Annotated in this window: 20 protein-coding genes, 2 tRNA genes and 1 other RNA gene; 12 read left to right on the top strand and 11 right to left on the bottom strand. The window is 19.1% G+C overall.

Annotation, left to right across the window (positions count from 1 at the left end):
• Positions 1-683 precede the first annotated feature (683 nt).
• Positions 684-1,631, bottom strand: a complete 948-nt coding sequence (gene cysK, locus RJT27_RS00235; protein ID WP_343189496.1) for a cysteine synthase A — start codon at positions 1,629-1,631, stop codon at positions 684-686.
• Between the two features lie 130 nt (positions 1,632-1,761).
• Between cysK and ligA the strand changes: the two genes are divergently transcribed.
• Positions 1,762-3,771 carry an NAD-dependent DNA ligase LigA gene (ligA, locus tag RJT27_RS00240; RefSeq protein ID WP_343189497.1) on the top strand — a complete coding sequence of 670 codons (2,010 nt, stop codon included), beginning with the start codon at positions 1,762-1,764 and terminating at the stop codon, positions 3,769-3,771.
• 14 nt (positions 3,772-3,785) lie between these two features.
• Here the strand turns inward: ligA and RJT27_RS00245 are convergent.
• Both RJT27_RS00245 and RJT27_RS00250 read right to left on the bottom strand, forming a co-directional pair.
• Positions 3,786-3,858, bottom strand: a tRNA-Lys gene (locus RJT27_RS00245).
• Between the two features lie 10 nt (positions 3,859-3,868).
• Positions 3,869-3,941: transfer RNA gene (locus tag RJT27_RS00250), tRNA-Val, on the bottom strand.
• A 94-nt stretch (positions 3,942-4,035) separates the two neighbouring features.
• Here RJT27_RS00250 and gltX point away from each other — a divergent pair.
• Positions 4,036-5,439, top strand: coding sequence for a glutamate--tRNA ligase (gltX, locus tag RJT27_RS00255; RefSeq protein WP_343189498.1), 1,404 nt, complete (start codon positions 4,036-4,038; stop codon positions 5,437-5,439).
• Positions 5,440-5,497: 58 nt separating this feature from the next.
• Here the strand turns inward: gltX and RJT27_RS00260 are convergent, their stop codons facing one another.
• On the bottom strand, positions 5,498-5,860 hold the full coding sequence (locus tag RJT27_RS00260; protein WP_343189499.1) for a flagellar hook-basal body complex protein FliE: 363 nt from the start codon (positions 5,858-5,860) through the stop codon (positions 5,498-5,500).
• 151 nt (positions 5,861-6,011) lie between these two features.
• Here RJT27_RS00260 and RJT27_RS00265 point away from each other — a divergent pair, with 151 nt between their 5' ends.
• Genes RJT27_RS00265 through RJT27_RS00280 form a run of 4 tightly spaced genes read left to right on the top strand, consistent with a single transcriptional unit; the run spans position 6,012 to position 8,182 of the window.
• On the top strand, positions 6,012-6,341 hold the full coding sequence (locus RJT27_RS00265; RefSeq protein ID WP_343189500.1) for a flagellar biosynthetic protein FliO: 330 nt from the start codon (positions 6,012-6,014) through the stop codon (positions 6,339-6,341).
• A gap of 22 nt (positions 6,342-6,363) precedes the next feature.
• Positions 6,364-7,104 carry a flagellar type III secretion system pore protein FliP gene (gene fliP / locus RJT27_RS00270; RefSeq protein ID WP_343189501.1) on the top strand — a complete coding sequence of 247 codons (741 nt, stop codon included), beginning with the start codon at positions 6,364-6,366 and terminating at the stop codon, positions 7,102-7,104.
• Positions 7,105-7,152: 48 nt separating this feature from the next.
• The gene (gene fliQ / locus RJT27_RS00275; protein WP_343189502.1) at positions 7,153-7,425 is read left to right on the top strand and encodes a flagellar biosynthesis protein FliQ; all 273 of its coding nucleotides are present in this window, start codon (positions 7,153-7,155) and stop codon (positions 7,423-7,425) included.
• A gap of 1 nt (position 7,426) precedes the next feature.
• Complete coding sequence (locus RJT27_RS00280) at positions 7,427-8,182, top strand: flagellar biosynthetic protein FliR (RefSeq protein WP_343189503.1); 756 nt, start codon at positions 7,427-7,429, stop codon at positions 8,180-8,182.
• Positions 8,183-8,198: 16 nt separating this feature from the next.
• Here the strand turns inward: RJT27_RS00280 and rpmG are convergent, their stop codons facing one another.
• The 5 genes from rpmG to rsmI all read right to left on the bottom strand — a co-directional run bounded on the left by rpmG (position 8,199) and on the right by rsmI (position 10,475).
• Complete coding sequence (rpmG, locus tag RJT27_RS00285; protein WP_343189504.1) at positions 8,199-8,366, bottom strand: 50S ribosomal protein L33; 168 nt, start codon at positions 8,364-8,366, stop codon at positions 8,199-8,201.
• A gap of 30 nt (positions 8,367-8,396) precedes the next feature.
• On the bottom strand, positions 8,397-8,621 hold the full coding sequence (rpmB, locus tag RJT27_RS00290) for a 50S ribosomal protein L28 (protein ID WP_343189505.1): 225 nt from the start codon (positions 8,619-8,621) through the stop codon (positions 8,397-8,399).
• Complete coding sequence (gene ppa / locus RJT27_RS00295) at positions 8,614-9,156, bottom strand: inorganic diphosphatase (RefSeq protein WP_343189506.1); 543 nt, start codon at positions 9,154-9,156, stop codon at positions 8,614-8,616. The genes rpmB and ppa overlap by 8 nt, the downstream gene beginning before the upstream one ends.
• A 70-nt stretch (positions 9,157-9,226) precedes the next feature.
• An RNA gene (gene rnpB / locus RJT27_RS00300) (RNase P RNA component class A) lies at positions 9,227-9,593 on the bottom strand.
• Positions 9,594-9,611: 18 nt separating this feature from the next.
• Positions 9,612-10,475: a 16S rRNA (cytidine(1402)-2'-O)-methyltransferase gene (gene rsmI, locus RJT27_RS00305; protein WP_343189507.1), complete on the bottom strand. Its 864-nt coding sequence runs from the start codon at positions 10,473-10,475 to the stop codon at positions 9,612-9,614.
• A 75-nt stretch (positions 10,476-10,550) separates the two neighbouring features.
• Between rsmI and RJT27_RS00310 the strand changes: the two genes are divergently transcribed.
• From RJT27_RS00310 to dapE, 4 genes are all read left to right on the top strand, one after another.
• The gene (locus RJT27_RS00310; protein ID WP_343189508.1) at positions 10,551-11,768 is read left to right on the top strand and encodes a beta-ketoacyl synthase N-terminal-like domain-containing protein; all 1,218 of its coding nucleotides are present in this window, start codon (positions 10,551-10,553) and stop codon (positions 11,766-11,768) included.
• An 82-nt stretch (positions 11,769-11,850) separates the two neighbouring features.
• Positions 11,851-12,807: a transaldolase gene (gene tal / locus RJT27_RS00315; protein ID WP_343189509.1), complete on the top strand. Its 957-nt coding sequence runs from the start codon at positions 11,851-11,853 to the stop codon at positions 12,805-12,807.
• Between the two features lie 39 nt (positions 12,808-12,846).
• A complete protein-coding gene (tkt, locus tag RJT27_RS00320) occupies positions 12,847-14,847 on the top strand; it encodes a transketolase (protein ID WP_343189510.1) in 2,001 nt (666 codons plus the stop codon).
• A gap of 24 nt (positions 14,848-14,871) precedes the next feature.
• The gene (dapE, locus tag RJT27_RS00325; protein ID WP_343189511.1) at positions 14,872-16,005 is read left to right on the top strand and encodes a succinyl-diaminopimelate desuccinylase; all 1,134 of its coding nucleotides are present in this window, start codon (positions 14,872-14,874) and stop codon (positions 16,003-16,005) included.
• Positions 16,006-16,037: 32 nt separating this feature from the next.
• Here the strand turns inward: dapE and dapA are convergent, their stop codons facing one another.
• A complete protein-coding gene (gene dapA, locus RJT27_RS00330) occupies positions 16,038-16,904 on the bottom strand; it encodes a 4-hydroxy-tetrahydrodipicolinate synthase (protein WP_343189512.1) in 867 nt (288 codons plus the stop codon).
• A gap of 23 nt (positions 16,905-16,927) precedes the next feature.
• Positions 16,928-18,010 carry a chorismate synthase gene (gene aroC, locus RJT27_RS00335; protein ID WP_343189513.1) on the bottom strand — a complete coding sequence of 361 codons (1,083 nt, stop codon included), beginning with the start codon at positions 18,008-18,010 and terminating at the stop codon, positions 16,928-16,930.
• A 175-nt stretch (positions 18,011-18,185) separates the two neighbouring features.
• Between aroC and smrB the strand changes: the two genes are divergently transcribed.
• Positions 18,186-18,722 carry an endonuclease SmrB gene (smrB, locus tag RJT27_RS00340; RefSeq protein ID WP_343189514.1) on the top strand — a complete coding sequence of 179 codons (537 nt, stop codon included), beginning with the start codon at positions 18,186-18,188 and terminating at the stop codon, positions 18,720-18,722.
• Between the two features lie 80 nt (positions 18,723-18,802).
• Positions 18,803-19,705 (top strand): ATP phosphoribosyltransferase, encoded by a 903-nt coding sequence (gene hisG, locus RJT27_RS00345; protein ID WP_343189515.1) that lies wholly within the window; start codon positions 18,803-18,805, stop codon positions 19,703-19,705.
• The last annotated feature ends 5 nt before the right edge of the window (positions 19,706-19,710 follow it).

Genomic DNA, 19,710 nt, shown 5'->3' on the forward strand with positions numbered 1-19,710 from the left:
TTATATTTTTAATATAAATATATTATTTTTTTTATTGCAAATTTAATTATATTTAATGTTTTTATGGAATTATTATAGTTTTTATTTTTTTTATATTATATTGATTGGTTTTAAAATTTGTTGATTTTATTAATTTAATTTCTTTTTTTTTGTAATTATATTTTTTTTTAGTATTTTTAATATTTTTAGTATATTGGAAATATATAATTTTATTTTTTAAATTTTTTTTTTGGTTATTTTATTTAGAAATTTTTTTTTTAAATAGTTTTAATTTTTCTTTAGCAGAAATTCTTGTTGTTACATTTTTTTGTTGTTTCTATGAATATAGTAAATTTTTTTTTATTATATTGTTATTTTTTTTATCATTATTAGTAATTTAAGTTTTTTTATTAATAAATAAATAATTCTTATTTTATATTTAATGTTAAATGTTATTTTTTTAATATTAATATTTTTTTTACCAAATAAAATAAATTTATTTTATTTTTTTTATTTTTTTATTTATTTAAATTATTTTATTTTTATATTTTAAAGATAAAATTGCATGTTTAATTTTTTTTTAGATTTTTTTAAATTGATATAATTTTTTTTTAATATTATATATAATTCTATATTTTTATTTTTTTTAAATATTATACATTAAAATATTTTATTTTTTTTTTAAAATATTTATAATTTTATTTTTATATATATTTTTTAAAAAGTTCTGTGCTTAAATAACGTTCTCCTGAAGATGGAAATATTACTACTATATTTTTATTAGAAAATTTTTTTATTTTTTGTATTTTTATTGCTGCTGCTATTACTGCTCCTGAAGATATTCCTACTAGTATTCCTTCTTTTTTAATTATTTTTCTTGCATATTTAATTGCTTCTTTATCTTTTATTGTTATTACTTTATCAATTAATTTTAAATTTAAAATTTTCGGTATAAATCCAGCTCCTATTCCTTGTATTTTATGTGGTTTTATTTTTATTTTTTTATTTTTTAATGTTTGTGTTATTACTGGAGAGTTTTTAGGTTCTACTGCTATAGTAATTATATTTTTTTTTTTTATTTTTTTGAAATATTTACTTACTCCTGTTATTGTTCCTCCAGTTCCTACTCCTGCAATAAATATATCTATTTTTCCATTAATATCATTCCATATTTCTGGACCGGTAGTTTTTTCGTGTATTTCAGGATTTGCTAAATTTTTAAATTGGTTTATTAAAAAATATTTTTTTGGATTATTTTTAAATATTTTTTTTGCTTTAGAAATTGCTCCTTTCATTCCTTTTTTTCCATTTGTTAAAATTAAATTTACTCCTAATGCTTTTAATAATTTTATTCTTTCTAAAGACATAGTTTCTGGCATTGTTAAAGTTATTTTATAATTTTTTGCTGCTGCTATATGAGCTAACGCAATTCCTGTATTTCCACTTGTAGCTTCTATTATTTCAATATTTTTTTTTAATTTTCCGTATTTTTCTGCTTTTGATATCATATTTGCACCAATTCTACATTTTACACTAAAACCTGGATTTTGTGATTCTATTTTTGCAAATATTTTTCCTTTTCCAATTTTGTTTAATTTTACTAATGGAGTATTTCCAAAAGTTAAAGAATTATTATTATATATTTTAATCATATTTTTTATTTTTTTTTTTTATTATTATATATAATATATTTTTAAAAATATATAAATATTTTTTTATTTTTTTTATTATTATATTATAAATATTTTAAATAAATTTATTATATTATTTTGAGTTTTTTTTATGTCATTAATTATTAAAATAGAAAAATTAAAATTTTTATTAAAAAAATATTCATATTTTTATTATAATTTAAGTTCTCCTTTAATATCAGATTTAGAATATGATTATTTAGTATTGATATTAAAAAAATTAGAAAAAAAATTTATATCTTTAAATTCTTTAAATTCTCCTACAAAAAATGTTGGTTCTTTTCTTTCACCGTATTTTTTTAAAATAAAACATTTAACTCCAATGTTATCATTAAAAAATATTTTTTCAATGAAAGAATATTTTATTTTTATAAAAAAAATTTATAAAAAATTAAATTATAGTAAAAAATTGAATGTTTCTTGTGAATTAAAGTTTGATGGTGTAGCTGTTAATTTATTATATAAAAATAATAAATTAATACATGCTGCAACTAGAGGTAATGGTTTTTTTGGTGAAGATATTACAGAAAATATATTAAATGTAAAATTTGTTCCTTTGTATTTATTTGGAAAAAATGTTCCGAAATTAATAGAGATAAGAGGAGAAATTGTATTATTACGTTCTGATTTTTTAAATTTAAATAATTATTATAAAAATAAGAATAAGAATATTTTTTCTAATGCTAGAAATGCTGCTTCTGGTATATTACGAACTAAGAAAAATAATATAGAATTTTTAAAAAAATTGATTTTTTTTTGTCATAGTTATGGATATATTAAATATTTTAAAAATCATTATAATTTTATAAAACAATGTAAATTATGGGGTTTTTATGTACATAATAGTATTAAATTTTTTAATTCTATAAATTCTGTTAAGGAATTTTTAAATATAATTTTAAAAAAACGTTATTTTTTTCAATTTGATATAGATGGTATTGTTATTAAAATTAATTCAATATTTAAACAAAAAATTCTTGGTTATAATAGAGTTTTTCCTTTTTGGGCAATTGCTTTAAAATTTAATTCTAATAAAAAAAAAACTAAATTATTAGATGTAGAATTTAAAGTTGGAAAAAGTGGAATTATTACTCCTATTGCTATTTTAAAACCAGTAAATATTTCTGGAGTAAATATTAAAAAAGCTTTATTATATAATAAAAATATTATAAGAAAAATGGATTTGTATATTGGAGATTTTGTTATTTTAGTTCGTTCTGGAGATGTTATACCAAAAATTATAAATGTTATTAAATCTTTAAGAAAAGATGTTTTTTATATTCGTTTTCCTAAATTTTGTCCTATTTGTAATAATAAAATTATAAAAAATAAAAATAATTTGTATTATTGTAATGCTGGGTTAAATTGTAAAGCACAATTAAAAAAAAAATTTTTACATTTTGTTTCTTTTAATGGTTTTAATATTTTTGGTTTAGGAAAAAAAAATATTACTTTATTAATTAAAAATAATTTGATAAAAAATTTTTCTGATTTATTTTATTTAAATGTTAAAAAAATATCTTTTTTTTTAGGGATTGGAAAAAAATTATCTAGTAATATTATTATTTCAATTGAATCTTCTAAAAAAATAAAATTTTCAAATTTTATATATTCTTTATGCATTAAAGATGTTGGTGTTGTTATGTCTAAAAAATTAGCTTTTTATTTTGTTTTTGTAAAATTTTTTTTATTAATTGATATTAATGATAAAAAATTAATTAATTATGTTGGTATTAATGTGGTTAAAAATGTTTTTTTTTATGTTAATAGTATAAAAAATAAAAAAAATATTTTAAATTTAATTAATGTTGTTAATATTTATAATGAAAATAAAGAAACAAAATATTTAAAAAATAATATTTTTTATAATAAAAATATTGTTTTAACAGGAAAATTAAACAAATTATCTAGATCTAAAATAAATTTTTTTTTATTAAATTTAAAAGCGAATGTAAAAAATTTTATTTCTAAAAATATAAAATTATTAATTGTTGGTAATACATATGGTAAAAAATATGAAAAAGCAAAAGAATTAAATATAAAAATTATTAATGAAAAAGAATTTTTATTTTTTTATTTCAAATATAAAATTTATTATTAATTTTTTTTTTTTTTTGGGTCGTGCAGGATTTGAACCTGCGACCAATTGATTAAAAGTCAACTGCTCTACCAACTGAGCTAACGACCCTTATTTTATATAGGTGATGACGGAATTGAACCGCCGACATCCTCCGTGTAAAGGAGGCGCTCTACCAACTGAGCTAATCACCTTATTTTTAAAATTAATACAAATATAATTTATAACATTTAAATATAAAATTCAAGATATTTTATGTTTTTTTTAATTTTATTTGAGAGTATATTTATGAAAGTAATAACTCGCTTTTCTCCTAGCCCTACTGGTAATTTACATATTGGAAATTTAAGAACTGCTTTGTATTCTTGGTTATTTGCTAAACATTATAATGGAAAGTTTATTTTACGTATTGAAGATACAGATACTAAAAGATGTAAAAAAAAATATATAGAAGAAATTATAAGTAGTTTAAAAATTTTAGGATTAAATTGGGATAAAGGTCCTTATTTTCAAAGTGAAAGATTAAATAAATATAAAAAATTTATTTTTTATATGTTGAAATATAATTTAGCTTATAAATGTTATTGTTCTAAAAAACGTTTAAAGAAATTAAGGGAAATGCAAATTAAAAAAGGAATTAAACCTAAATATGATAAAAAATGTAGAAATAATAATAAAAAAAATTTTTATAAAAAAAATTTTGTAATAAGATTTAAAAATCCTTTATCTGGAAAAGTAATATTTTTTGATAAAATTAGAGGTAAAATTGAATTTAATAATAATGAATTAGATGATCTTATTATTCAAAGAAATAATGGATTACCAACTTATAATTTTTGTGTTGTTATAGATGATTTAGAAATGGGTGTTACGCATGTTATTCGAGGAGAAGATCATATTAATAATACACCTCGTCAAATTAACATTTTAAAATCTTTAAATGCAAAAATACCTGTTTATGCTCATTTATCTATGGTTTTAGATAATTTTGGGAAAAAATTATCTAAAAGAAATAATTCTAAAAGTTTAATATATTATTTAAAAAATGGTTTTTTTTCTGAGTCTTTGTTAAATTATATTTCTAGATTAGGATGGTCTCATGGTAATAAAGAAATTTTTACAATTAATGAAATTATAAAAAAATTTTCATTGAATAAGATTAGTAATTCTCCAAGTATTTTTAATGAAAATAAGCTTTTATGGTATAATAATTATTATATGAATATTTTACCTAAAGATTATGTTATTAAAGAATTAAAAAAAAAATATATTAAATTTAATATTGATATTAGTTTTGGTCCAGATATTGAAAAAATTTTTTCTTTATTTAAATCTAGAGTAAATACTTTAAATGAAATTGTTGTTAATTCTATTTATTTTTATAAAGAAGTAAATTATAATAATTGTATAAATTATAATTTATATATTAATAAAGATACTAATATTATTTTATCTAGATTATATGTTATTTTAAAATATTTATATCCATGGAATGTTGAAAATTTATCTTGTATAATTAAACGTTTATCTGTTATTTTTAATATTCATTTACCAAATTTTTTAATGACTTTGAGAATAATTTTAACTGGTTTAAAAAATTCTCCAAGTATTTATTTAATTATATATATTTTAAAAAAAAAAAATACTTTAAAACGGATTAAAAATTTTATTTATTATAATATTAATTTATAATATTTTATATTAAATATTGATTTATTTTTAATAGTTAAAATAAATCAATATATTATTTTTACATTTGTATATTCATAATATCTTGGTAAGCTGATATAATTTTATTTCTTATTTGGATAATATTTTTTATATCAATATTATATTTATTATATTTATTATATTTATTATATTTATTATATTTATTATATTTATTATATTTATTATATATTTCAAATTTATTATTTTTTTTAAGAAATATTTTTTTTTCTAAATTTTTTGATGTAGATATACTTTTTTTTATTGTTATATTTTTATTGTTTAAATTTTCTATTTTTTTTTTTATTTTTTTAATTTGTTTTTTTGATATAATTTTATTTATTGTTTTATTTTTAATATATGATTGATATAAAGATAATTCTTTTATTTTATTTATGTTTAACATTTTATATTATTTAATTAATAAATTTTTAAAATTTTAATTAATATTATTTAAAATTTAGTATTTATTTTATATTATTAAATTATAATAATATTATTATAATAAATATATTTATATTTTAAAATTTTATTTCAAAACTATTATTGGATAAATTATGGATATTTTAAAAAATCTTTTTGAAATAAATTTTAATAATTTATTTTTTTCATTATTAGAAATTATATTATTAATTTTTATATTATTATTTTTTATAAATTTTTTTTCTAAAAGTAAATATTATAAAAAAAAATCAATAATTTTTATTCATGAAATATATGTTCTTGATAGTAATTCTAAAATAGTTATATTATCTATAAAAAAAATTAAATTTATTTTAGGAGTTACAAAAGAAAAAATTACTTTATTACATAAATATAATTTTTTTGAAAATAAAAAAAATAATAAAATATATTTTAAAAATATAATTAAAAAAAAAAATAAATAAAAATTTTTTTTAAGGGAAAATAATGATATATTTTATAGTTCCTATTTTATTTTTTTCAATTTTTTGTTCTTATTCTCATGCTGATTCTCTTTATAATTCTATGAATGATATTTTATTAAGGGATAATTATAATTGGTATTTTTCTATTCAAACATTAATTTTTATTACTTGTTTAACTTTTATTCCAGCATTTATATTAATGATGACAAGTTTTACTAGAATTATTATTGTATTTAGTTTATTACGAAATGCTATTGGAATGCCTTATTCTCCTCCTAATCAAATATTATTAAGTATTGCTTTATTTTTAACTTTTTTTATTATGTCTCCTGTATTTAATAAAATATATAATGATTCATATTTGCCTTTTATTGAAAATAAAATTAATTTAGACAAAGCAATTGAAAGAGGATCTAAACCATTATATAAATTTATGTTAAATCAAACTAAAGAAAAAGATTTAAAATTATTTTTAAATATTAGTCATTATTCTTTAATAGATAATAAAAATAGTATACCAATAAATATATTATTACCTTCATATATTATTAGTGAATTAAACAAAGCTTTTCAAATTGGATTTTCTATTTTTATTCCTTTTTTGATAATTGATTTAGTTATTGCTAGTGTTTTAATGGCATTGGGAATGGTTATGGTTTCTCCTTCTAGTATTTCTTTGCCGTTTAAATTAATTTTATTTGTATTAGTAGATGGTTGGGAATTATTGATTAACGCTTTAGTACAAAGTTTTACATCTATTTAAATTTTTTAAATAATATTAATAATTGATATTTTTTTAGGAAAATTAATAATGAATTTAGATTTTTTTATAAATTTTTTTTATGAATCTATTAGAGTTTTTTTATATGTTTCTGGTCCTTTATTATTATCTTCTTTGTTGATTGGATTTATTATAAGTTTTTTTCAAGCTATTACTCAAATTCATGAACAAACTTTATCTTTTATTCCTAAAATTTTAGCTATTTTTTTTACTTTATTTTATTTTGGTCCTTGGATGTTGCATAATATATTAAATTATATGTATTTTGTTTTTAATAATATTCCAGTAATTATTAGTAATTAATATGTTTTATTCTTATTATATTTTTTTTTTAGATTATATTTTACCTATTATGATTCGTGTTTTAGGATTAATTTCTATTGCTCCAATATTTAGTGAAAAAATAATTAGTTATAAAAGTAAAATTTTTATTTCTTTTATTTTAAGTTTTTTTATTTTTTCTTTAATACCAAAACAAAATATTTTTTTATTTTGTTCAAAAGGTTTTTTTATTTTTTTAGAAGAGTTTTTAGTTGGTTTTTTTTTAGGTTTAATATTTAAATTAGTTTTTGTTGTTTCTATTTTTTCTGGGGATTTAATTAATTCGCAAATAGGATTGTCTTTTTCGTTGTATTCAGATAATAATAATCGTTGTTTAGTTACTACTTTATCACAATTGATTAATTGTTTTACTGGTTTATTATTTTTAATTTTTGATATGCATTTATGGATTATATCTATAATAGTTAAAAGTTTTTATTATGTTCCTATTGGTTCTTTTTTACTGAAAGATAATTATTTTAAATTAATATTATTTTTTAAAAATATTTTTATTGATGGTTTAATGTTATTTTTTCCAGTGTTAATTTTATTAATAATTTTAAATTTTATTATTTTGTTTTTAAATCGTATTATATCTTCTTTGTCTTTTTTTTCTTTTATTTTTTTATTTAATTTTTTTTTTGGTATTATTTTTTTATATTTTTTTTATTATTTTTATATATTTTCTATTAAATTATTTTTTCAAAAAATATTATTTTTTTTATTAAATATTTTATAGTTTTTATATAAAATTTTTATTTAATTTTTTTTTCTATATAAATTGTATGTTTTCTTATTTTTGGGTCATATTTTTTTAGTTTTAATTTTTCTGGAGTATTTCTTTTATTTTTTGTAGTAGTGTAATAGTGACCAGTATTTTCTGATGATATTAATTTAATTTTTTCACGTATTTTTTTAGCCATAATATATTTCTCTTTTTTTTTATTTTTTTTTTATTTTTTTTTTATTTTAGAAATAATTTTTTCAATACCATATTTATTTATTATTCTTATTCCTTTGGTGGATATTTTTAATTTTATAAATTTATTTTTATTAGCAATCCAAAATTTTTTTTTATGTAAATTTGGTAAAAATTTTTTTTTTGTTGCGTTCATTGCATGTGATCTATTATTTCCAAATAATGGTTTTTTTTTAGTTATTATGCATATTTTAGACATATAATTTTCCTATTTTTTTTCTTTTTATTGAATTTAATATTTCTTTTTTTGCTTCTTTTACCCCTCCCCAATTTTTTATTTTTACCCATTTTTTTTTTTCTAGTTTTTTATAATTTTTAAAAAAAAATTGTATTTGATTTTTTATTATTTTCGGTAAATCTGTAATATTTTTTATATTTTTATATATTTTTGATATTTTTTTATTTGGAATGGCAATTATTTTTGGATCTTTTCCTGATTCATCTTCCATATTTAAAATTCCAATAGGATTACATAATATTACTGATTTTGGTTGCAAAGGATAAGGTGAAACTACTAATACATCTAAAGGATCTTTATCTTCAGATAATGTATTATTTATATAACCATAATTACAAGGATAAAATAATGGGGTTGGTATAAATCTATCAACAAATAAAATTCCTGTTTTTTTATTTATTTCATATTTTACAGGAGTTGATTGTGATGAAATTTCAATAATTGCATAAATATTTTCAGGTATATTTTCTCCTGATGGTATATTTTTATATTCCATAAATTTCCAATTTATTTTTTTTAAAATAAAATATTTTTTAATAAATTATTATAATTTAATNTATTTTNNAAAATGAAGTTGATCGATAAGCCGGGTTTTGTTTTAAACAGTCATTTATCTAGGTTAATAATTACTTATTATCTCAAGCAGTCTACCAGGTTTTAATATGAGCAATATTATAGTTATAAAATATTTAACTAATCCTTAATATGACTTTGCTCTAAGTGGAGTTTACCTAGCTATTTCTATTTTTAGAAATACGGTATGCTTTTACCACACCATTTCACCCTTACCCTATATTTATTAAAATATTGGCGGTTTTTTTTCTGTTGTGCTTTTCGTAAGTTTACACTTCCCAGAAGTTATCTGGCACTTTGCTCTTTAGAGCCCGGACTTTCCTCTTTTATATTTTTAAAAGCGACTGTTTGATCAACTTCTTTTTTAATAATACATATTTATATTTTTTTGTCACGATATTTTAATATTTTTTTGTATAATTTATTTTTTTTAATTTTATATATTTTTGAAATAATTTTTATTAATTTATTAAATTTTAGATATTTTTTTAAAATATTAAATAGTTTAAATATTTTTTTATTTATTTTTTTTTTTTTTTTTTTTTTATATCCTTTTATTATAATTGTTATTTCTCCTTTTCTATTTTTTTTATTTTTTTTTAACCATTTTAGTATATTTTTAGTGGTATTTTTTTTTATTTTTTCCCATTTTTTTGTTAGTTCTTTTGCTAAAGTTATTTTTTTTTTATTACCCATAATTTTTTTTATATCTTTTATACATTTTATTATTCTTTTTGGAGATTCATATAAAATTGTAGTTCTTGTTTCTTTTTTTATTTTTTTTATTATTTTTATTCTTTTTTTTTTTTTTTTTGGTAAAAATCCTTCATAACAAAATTTATTTGAAGACATTCCTGATGCAATTAATGCTGTAATTGCAGCACAAGGACCTGGTAATGGTATTATTTTTATTTTATTTAAGTAACATAATTTAATTAAATAATAACCAGGGTCGTTTATTAAAGGAGTTCCTGCATTAGAAACAATTGCAATATTTTTTTTTTGTTTAAGTTTTTTAATTATTTTTTTACTTTGTTTTTTTTCATTAAAAATTTGCATATTAAACATTTTTTTTTTAATTTTTAGTTTTTTTAATAATATGTTTGTGTGTTGTATATTTTCTGTTGTTATTATATCTACTTTTTTAAATATTTTTATTGCTCTTTTAGTTATATCATTTAAATTACCTATAGGTGTAGGAATTATATATAGTGTTCCGTTTTTGTTATTAAATTTTTTCATTTTATTTTTATAAAATTAATATATTTTCTTTATATTATTATAACAATAATGATTATATTAGCAAGGAAATGTTGTATGAATAAAGTAGTTATTACTGGAATAGGAATATTATCTAGTATTGGAAATAATAAAAAAGAAGTATTAAATTCTTTATTTAAAAATATTTCTGGTATTACTTATTCTAAAGAAATGAGATTGTATGGAATGTATAGTAATGTTTGGGGAAATATTAAAATTAATATAAATGATTTTATTAATAATAGATTATCAAGATTTATGAATGATGGAACTATATATTCATATTTAGCTATGAAAGAAGCAATTAAGGATTCTTTTTTGCTTGATAAACAATATCAATTTAATCCTTATGTTGGAATTATTGTTGGATCTTCTGGAGGATCTCCAAAGTCTAAAAATTTATCTATAAATTCTATGTATAGTAATAAAGGAATAAAAATTTTATCTCCTTATATAGCAATAAAATCTATGACTTCAAATATATCTGCTTGTTTAGGTACTTTATTTAAATTGAATGGGGTAAATTATTCTATTAGTTCCGCTTGTTCTAGTTCTTCTCATTGTATAGGGAATGCATTTGAATTAATACAAATGGGAAAACAAAAAATTATTTTTGCAGGTGGAGGAGAAGAATTAAATGCAGAATTAGCTTGTGAATTTGATTCTATGAAAGCTTTATCTAGAAATTATAATTTTAATCCTGAAAAATCATCTAGAGTATATGATAAGAATAGAGATGGTTTTGTTATATCTGGAGGAGCAGGTATTATTGTTTTAGAAGAATTGCATCATGCTTTGTCTAGAAAAGCTAAAATATATGCGGAAATTGTTGGATATTCTTCTAATTCAGATGGTTATAATTTTTTTTTACCTTCTGGAGAAGGAGCTGTAAGATGTATGAAAAATGCTTTAAAGTTTATAAAATCTCCAGTAGAATATATTAATGTTCATGGAACTTCTACTAAATTGGGTGATATTATTGAGTTAAATGCTATAAAAAAAGTTTTTAAAAATGATATTCCTAAAATTTCTTCAACTAAATCTCTTACTGGTCATTCTTTGGGAGTTTCAGGAGTTCATGAAATTATTTATACTTTATTAATGTTAGAAAATAATTTTATAGCTCCTAGTGTAAATATAGAAAATATTGATAATAATGCTAAAAATATGAATATTGTTAGAAATATTCTTTGTAAAAATTTTAATATTGCTATGTCTAATAGTTTTGGTTTTGGAGGTGTTAATTCTACAATTATAATCAAAAAATATAATTAATATAAATATTATATTAATTATAGTATTTTAATATATATTAAAATTTATTAATAATTAATTTTTTTTTAAATATAGAGGTTTTATGAATCAATTAGAATCTTTAAAAAAAAATACTTTAATATCAATAGATAGTGCAGATATAAAATTTATAAATAAATATAATCCTCAAGACGCAACAACTAATCCTTCTTTAATTTTGCAAGTAATTTATTTAAAAAAATATTCAAATATTTTTTTTGATGCTTTATTATATGCTAATAAAAAAGGTGGAAATTTAAATAATAAATTAAGTAATGCTAGTGATAAAATATTAGTTAATATAGGAGTAGAAATTTTAAAAAAAATTCCTGGTTATATTTCTACCGAAATAGATGCTCGTTTATCTTTTAATACCGATTTAAGTGTTTTAAAAGCATTAAAATTAATTAAAATGTATAAAGAAGAAGGTATACATCGTGAAAGAATTTTAATTAAATTAGCTGCTACTTGGGAAGGGATAAAAGCTGCTGAAATTTTAGAAAAAAAAGGTATTAAATGCAATTTAACTTTATTATTTTCATTTGCACAAGCTGTTGCTTGCGCTGAGTCTAATGTATTTTTAATTTCTCCTTTTGTTGGTAGAATATATGATTGGTTTAATAAAAATAATTTATTAAAAAATTATTCTGAAAATTTAGATCCTGGAGTTGTTGCGGTAAAAAAAATATTTAAATATTATAAAAAATATGATTATAAAACTATAATTATGGGTGCTAGTTTTAGAAATTTAAAACAAATTTTATCATTATCAGGTTGTGATAGATTGACTATTTCTCCTTTTTTTTTAAATTTATTAAGTTTGAGTTCAGGTTATGTTAAAAGAAATCTTTTTTGTAATAATATTAAAAAAGAAAAAAATACAAATAAAAAATTATCTGAAAGTGAATTTCGTTGGAAACATAATAAAGATATAATGGCAGTTGAAAAATTATCTGAAGGTATCTTACAATTTGGTAAAGATCAAATTCAATTAGAAAAAATTTTATTAAAAAATATTTAATATGTTTATATAAATATTTTATTTATTTAGGAAAAATTAATGTATTTAAATAATAAATTATCTAATATTTTAAGAATTTTAAGTATTGATGCTATTGAAAAAGCAAATTCTGGTCATCCTGGAGCTCCTATGGGTATGGCTGATATTGTAGAAGTTTTATGGAGAAAATTTATTAAACATAATCCTAGTAATCCTTTATGGGATAATAGAGATCGTTTTATATTATCTAATGGTCATGCTTCAATTTTATTATATAGTATATTGCATTTGACTGGTTATGATATTACTATTAATGATTTGAAAAAATTTCGACAATTTAATTCTAAGACTCCTGGTCATCCTGAAATTAATAATACTCCAGGAGTTGAAATTACCACTGGTCCTTTAGGTCAAGGTTTAGGAAATGGTGTTGGGATGGCTATTTCTGAATATATTTTGTCTAAATATTTTAATAGAAAAAATTATAAGATTATTGATCATTATACTTGGGTTTTTGTAGGTGATGGTTGTATTATGGAAGGTATTTCTCATGAAGTTTGTTCATTAGCAGGTACTTTAAAATTAAATAAATTAATTGTTTTGTATGATAGTAATGGAATTACTATAGATGGTAGGTTGAATGAGTGGTGTAATGATAATACTAAAAAACGTTTTTTGTCTTATAATTGGAATGTTATTTCTAATGTTGATGGTCATAATAAAAAAGAAATTTATAAAGCAATTGAAAAAGCAAAATCTTTTAAAGATAAACCTTCTATAATTATTTTTAATACTATTATAGGTTTAGGTTCTCCTAATAAATGTAATAGTTCTTCTGTTCATGGATCTCCTTTAGGTGAAAAAGAAATATTGTTAGTTCGTGAAACATTAAATTGGAAGTATAATGCTTTTGAAATTCCAAAATTTTTTTATGAAAAATGGGATGCTAAAAAAAAAGGTTTTTCTTTAGAAAATAAATGGAATATTTTAATGGATAGTTATAAAATAAATTATCCAAAATTATATTCAGAATATATTCGAAGAATGAATGGATTTTTACCTTTTAATTTTGAAAAAAAAATAAATGATTTTTTTATATTAAATAAAAAAAATAAACAATCTTTATCAACTAGACAAATTTCAAAAAATGTATTAGATTTTATTGGTCCCATGATACCTGAATTAATCGGAGGTTCTGCTGATTTAACTCCTAGTAATTTGACTAAATGGTCTGGATGTAAAAATATAGTTAAAAGTAATAATGGGAATTATATTCATTATGGAGTACGTGAATTTGGAATGACTGCCATAGCTAATGGTATGTATCATCATAAAGGAGTAATACCTTATATTGGTACATTTTTAATATTTTCTGATTATGCTAGAAATGCAATTAGAATGGCTTCTTTAATGAAAACTAAAGTTATATTAATTTATACTCATGATTCTATTGGTTTAGGGGAAGATGGACCAACACATCAACCTATTGAACAATTATCTAGTTTAAGATTAATTCCAAAGATTAGTATTTGGAGACCTTGTAATAATTTAGAAGTAATAATAGCTTGGAAATATGCATTAAAAAATAATGGTCCAACAGCTTTAATTTTATCTAGACAAGAATTATTTATTAATGAAAATATTAATAATAATATAAAAAATATTGAAAAAGGAGCTTATATAATAAAAGAATTTTTAATTAATAAAAATTATAATGTTATTATAATTTCTACTGGATCTGAAATAGAATTATCTTTAAAACTTGCTAAAAAATTATTTAAAAATAATTATGGATCTAGAGTTATTTCAATGCCTTCTTGTGATGTTTTTGATAAACAAAATAATGATTATAAAAAATATTTATTTCCAGATTATATAAAAAAACGTATTGTTGTTGAAGCTGGAGTAGGAGATTATTGGTATAAATATGTTGGTATAGATGGGTTAATTATTTCTATTAATAAATTTGCAAAATCAGCTCCATCGAAAATTTTGTTTGATAAATTTGGATTTGATTTAAATAATATTTTTGAAAAATCTAAATTATATCTTTCATCTTAATTTTTTTTTAAAAGAAAATTTTATATGAATTCATCTGTTGTAAATTTAGCTATGCAATTAATTAAAATACCTTCTGTTAGTCCATTAGATTTAGGTTGTCAAAAAATAATTTATAAAAGATTAAAAAATATAGGTTTTAAAATATATTTTTTTAATATTAATAATACAAAAAATATTTTTGCGTATCGAGGTTCTGAAGGAAAACATTTAAATTTTTTAGGTCATACTGATGTTGTTCCAGGAGGAGATGAAAAGAAATGGAAATATGGAGCTTTTAATCCTTTTTTATTTAAAAATAAAATTTTATTTGGAAGAGGAGCTTCGGATATGAAAGGAGCTATAGCTTCTATGATTATTGCGGCGGAAAATTTTGTAACTAAAAATAATAGTTATAAAGGTAAATTATCTTTTCTTTTTACTTCAGATGAAGAGTCAAGTGGAATTGATGGAATTGTTAAAGTAGTAGATTTATTAAAAAAAAAAAAACAATATATTGATTATTGTATTGTTGGAGAACCTTCTAGTGAAAAAATTTTAGGAGATGTAATAAAAATTGGACGTAGAGGATCTATTACTTTTAATATTAAAATTAAAGGAATTTCTGGTCATGTTGCATATCCTAAATATTTAAAAAATCCTATACATATTATTATTCCTTTATTAAATAAATTAATAAATTATCAATGGGATAATGGAAATAAAGATTTTATACCAACAAGTTTACAAATTACAAATATTTTTTCAAATAGTTTAAGTGGTAATGTGTCTCCTGATGAATTAAGTTTTCAATTTAATATTAGGTTTAGTAATATTATTCAACCAAAAAAAATAGTTTTATTAGTAAATAAAATTTTTAATAATAATTTATTTGATTGTGAAATTAATTGGAAAGTATTTGCTTTGCCATTTTTAAATAAAAAATTTGAATTAATTAATGTAGTTTCTAGTTCTATTAAAAAATTTAATAGTATTGATACTAAATTATCTACTAGTGGAGGGACTTCTGATGGAAGATTTTTAAATTTATTAACTGATCAAATTGTTGAATTAGGTTTAATTAATAAAACTATTCATAAATATAATGAGTGTGTTAAGGTTAGTGATTTAGAATTATTAAGTTTTTTATATGAAGATATTATGAATAAATTACTTGTATAATTTTTTTAAAATTATACAAGTAATATAATATTTTAAATAAAGTTATTTTTTATAAAAATAATTTTAGTTTTTTTTGAAATTGAAACCATAGGTAGTCTTAAAGTTTTATTTTTCATTAATTTTTTTTTTTTTGTTATCCATTTTATTGGAGAAGGATTTGTTTCTTGAAAAAGATTTTTATGTAATTTTATTAATTTATTATTAATTTTATTTGCTTTTTTAAATTTTTTTTTTAATGCAAGTGAAAATATTTTATACATTTTTTTTGCAGCGATATTAGCCGTTACAGAAATTACTCCATTTCCTCCTAATTTTATAAAATTTAATGCTGTTTCATCATCTCCGCTTATTAACAAAAAATTTTTTTTTGTTTTTTTTTTTATTTTTTTAATTCTTGATAAATCTCCACTAGCTTCTTTTATTCCTATTATATTTTTTATTTTGGATAATTTAATTACAGTTTTTGGTAATAAATCACAACCTGTTCTACTTGGGATATTGTATAATATTTGTGGAATATTTGTATTTTTTGCTATTTTTTTAAAATGTAAATATAAACCTTTTTGATTTGGTTTGTTATAATAAGGAGTTACTGAAAGACATGCAGATATTCCTGATTTTTCAAATTTTTTTGTTAATGTAATAGATTCTATAGTAGAATTTGAACCATTTCCTGCGATTATAGGTATTTTTCCATCAGCAATTTCTAATGTTTTAAGAACTACATTAATATGTTCTTCTTGGTTTAATGTAGATGATTCTCCTGTTGTTCCAACAGAAACTATAGCTTTTGTTTTATTTTTTATATGATAATATATTATTTTTTTAAGACTTTTTAAACAAATATTTCCTTTTATATCCATTGGTGTAATTAATGCAACAATACTTCCTTTAAACATTTTATATTTCCTTTATATAGTAATTATTTTTGTTTTTTATGATTTAGTTTTTCACATTGTGCTTTGTTTCTTAATACATGATCCATTATTATTATATATATCATTGCTTTTACTATTGGAACAGCTCTTATTCCAACACAAGGGTCATGTCTTCCTTTTGTTATTATTTTTTTTTCTTGATTTTTTTTATTAATTGTTTTTCCAGGAATAGAAATACTTGATGTTGGTTTAAATGCAGCGTTTATTATAATATTTTCTCCAGTGCTTATACCTCCTAATATACCTCCTGCATTATTACTAATAAATCCTTTTTTATTCATTTCGTCTCTATGTTCATTTCCTTTTTTTTTAATTACTGAAAAACCATCTCCTATTTCTATTCCTTTTACTGCATTAATTCCCATAATTGCATGTGCTATTTCAGCATCTAATTTATCAAATACTGGTTCTCCTAAACCTTGTGGTATGTTTTTTGCAATAGCGGTTATTTTTGCTCCTATAGAATTTCCTTGTTTTATTAATTTGTTTATTTTTTTTTTTATTATAGGTATTTTTTTTATATCAGCACAAAAAAATGGATTTTTATTAATTTCTTTTTCGTTAATTAAATTACATTTTATTTTTCCTATTTGTGATACATATCCTATAATTTTAGTATTATATTTTTTTTTTAAAAATTTTTTTGCGAAAGCTCCTGCTGCTACTCTCATGGTTGTTTCTCTTGCTGATGATCTACCTCCCCCTCTATAATCTCTTAAACCATATTTTTTTTGGTATGTATAATCTGCATGTCCTGGACGAAAAATATTTTTAATGTTTTTATAATCTTGTGATCGTTGATCGGTATTATATATTGTCATTCCTATACTTGTTCCTGTTGTTTTTCCTTTAAAAATTCCTGATAATATTTCTATTGTATCCATTTCTTTTCTTTGTGTGGTATATTTTGAAGTTCCTGGTTTTCTTTTGTTTAGTTCTTTTTGTATATCTTTTACAGAAATTTTTATTCCTGGAGGCATTCCATCTATAATACAACCTAATGCTATTCCATGTGATTCTCCAAAAGTAGTAACACGGAACATTTTTCCTATACTATTTCCTGGCATTTTTTTTCCTTGTTTATTTTATTTAATATAATAATATATTATTGTATTAAATATTTTAATAAAATAAAATTTGATATTTTATTATTTTTTTTATTATTTACTTTTTAAGAATATATTAATATAATATATTATTAATTATTAAATTTTTTTTTATAAAATATAATAAGTATGAATTATGTCTATTTTTAAAAAAAATGATTTATTTCGTTTATATATGAAAGGAATTTCAAAAATTAAACAAGATACTATTTTTCATAATAGAAGATTGTATATTAATCAGATAGAAATGAAATTGAAAAGAAATATGATTGATCAAAATATGCATATTAGTTATTTTTTTATTAATCGAAATTATAATATAAATGATAATTATTTATATTATTTTAATAAATTTTCTAAATGTTTTTATTTAAATAAAAATATTATTAATGTAAATAATTTTTGTAAAAAGAAATATATGCCAGAAATATTAGTTGATTTGCATGGTGTAAATCAATATAGAGCGAAAAGAGAAATTGGAATTTTAATGAATTTATGTTATAAAGAAAAGATTTTTTGTGCTGGTTTATTACATGGTCATGGTAAAAATATTTTAAAAAATAATATACCTTATTGGTTATTAAAACATCCTAGTATTATCTCTTTTTTCACTGCTAAAAAAATGTTTGGTAATAATGCTGTAATTATTTTATTAATGAATAATAAATTTTAATTATTGATATTTTTAAATTAATTTAAATATAATTTTTTATGAATATTTTAATATATTTAAAAATAAAAGGTTTAAAGCATATGTTTTATAGTAATAATCGTTTACGAATAGCTATGCAAAAATCTGGTCGTTTAAGTAAAGATTCTCAAGATCTTTTAAAAAAGTGTGGAATAAAGATTAATTTTGAAGAAGATCGTTTAGTTTCTTTTTCAGAAAATATGCCAATTGACATTATGCGTGTAAGAGATGATGATATTCCAGGATTAATTATTGATCAAGTTGTTGATTTAGGAATTGTTGGTAAAAATGTTTTAGAAGAAAAAATTTTACAATGTGAAAAATATAAAAAATTTACTTTTTATAAAATATTAAGAAGTTTAGATTTTGGTTTTTGTCGTTTATCTTTAGCAATGCCTTTAAATTTTAAATATTATGGTTTGAAGTGTTTAGAAAATGCTAGAATAGCTACTTCTTATCCTAATATTTTAAAGAAATATTTATATAAAAATAATATACGTTTTAAATTATGTATATTAAATGGATCTGTTGAATTAGCCCCTTGTACAGGTTTATCAGATTCTATTTGTGATTTAGTTTCTACAGGTTCTACTTTAGAATCTAATGGTTTATATGAAGTTGAAACAATATATTTTTCTAATGCTTGTTTAATTTCTAGAGTTGGTTATATATCAAATATTAAAAGATTATTAATTAATAAATTACTTATTCGTATACAAGGTGTTATTAAAGCTAGAGAATCTAAATATATAATGTTGCATATATCTATTGATAAATTAAAAGATGTTGTTAGATTGTTACGAGGAGCTGAAAAACCAACAGTTTTACAATTAGCAGGAGATAATAGTAGAGTAGCAGTTCATATGGTGAGTAGTGAGACATTATTTTGGGAAACTATGGAAGAATTAAAATTATTAGGAGCTAGTTCTATTTTAGTTCTTCCTATTGAAAAAATGATGGAGTAATTTTA

This window comes from Buchnera aphidicola (Greenidea ficicola) (assembly GCF_039386055.1).
GTDB classification, from domain to species: Bacteria; Pseudomonadota; Gammaproteobacteria; order Enterobacterales; family Enterobacteriaceae; genus Buchnera_K; species Buchnera_K aphidicola_A.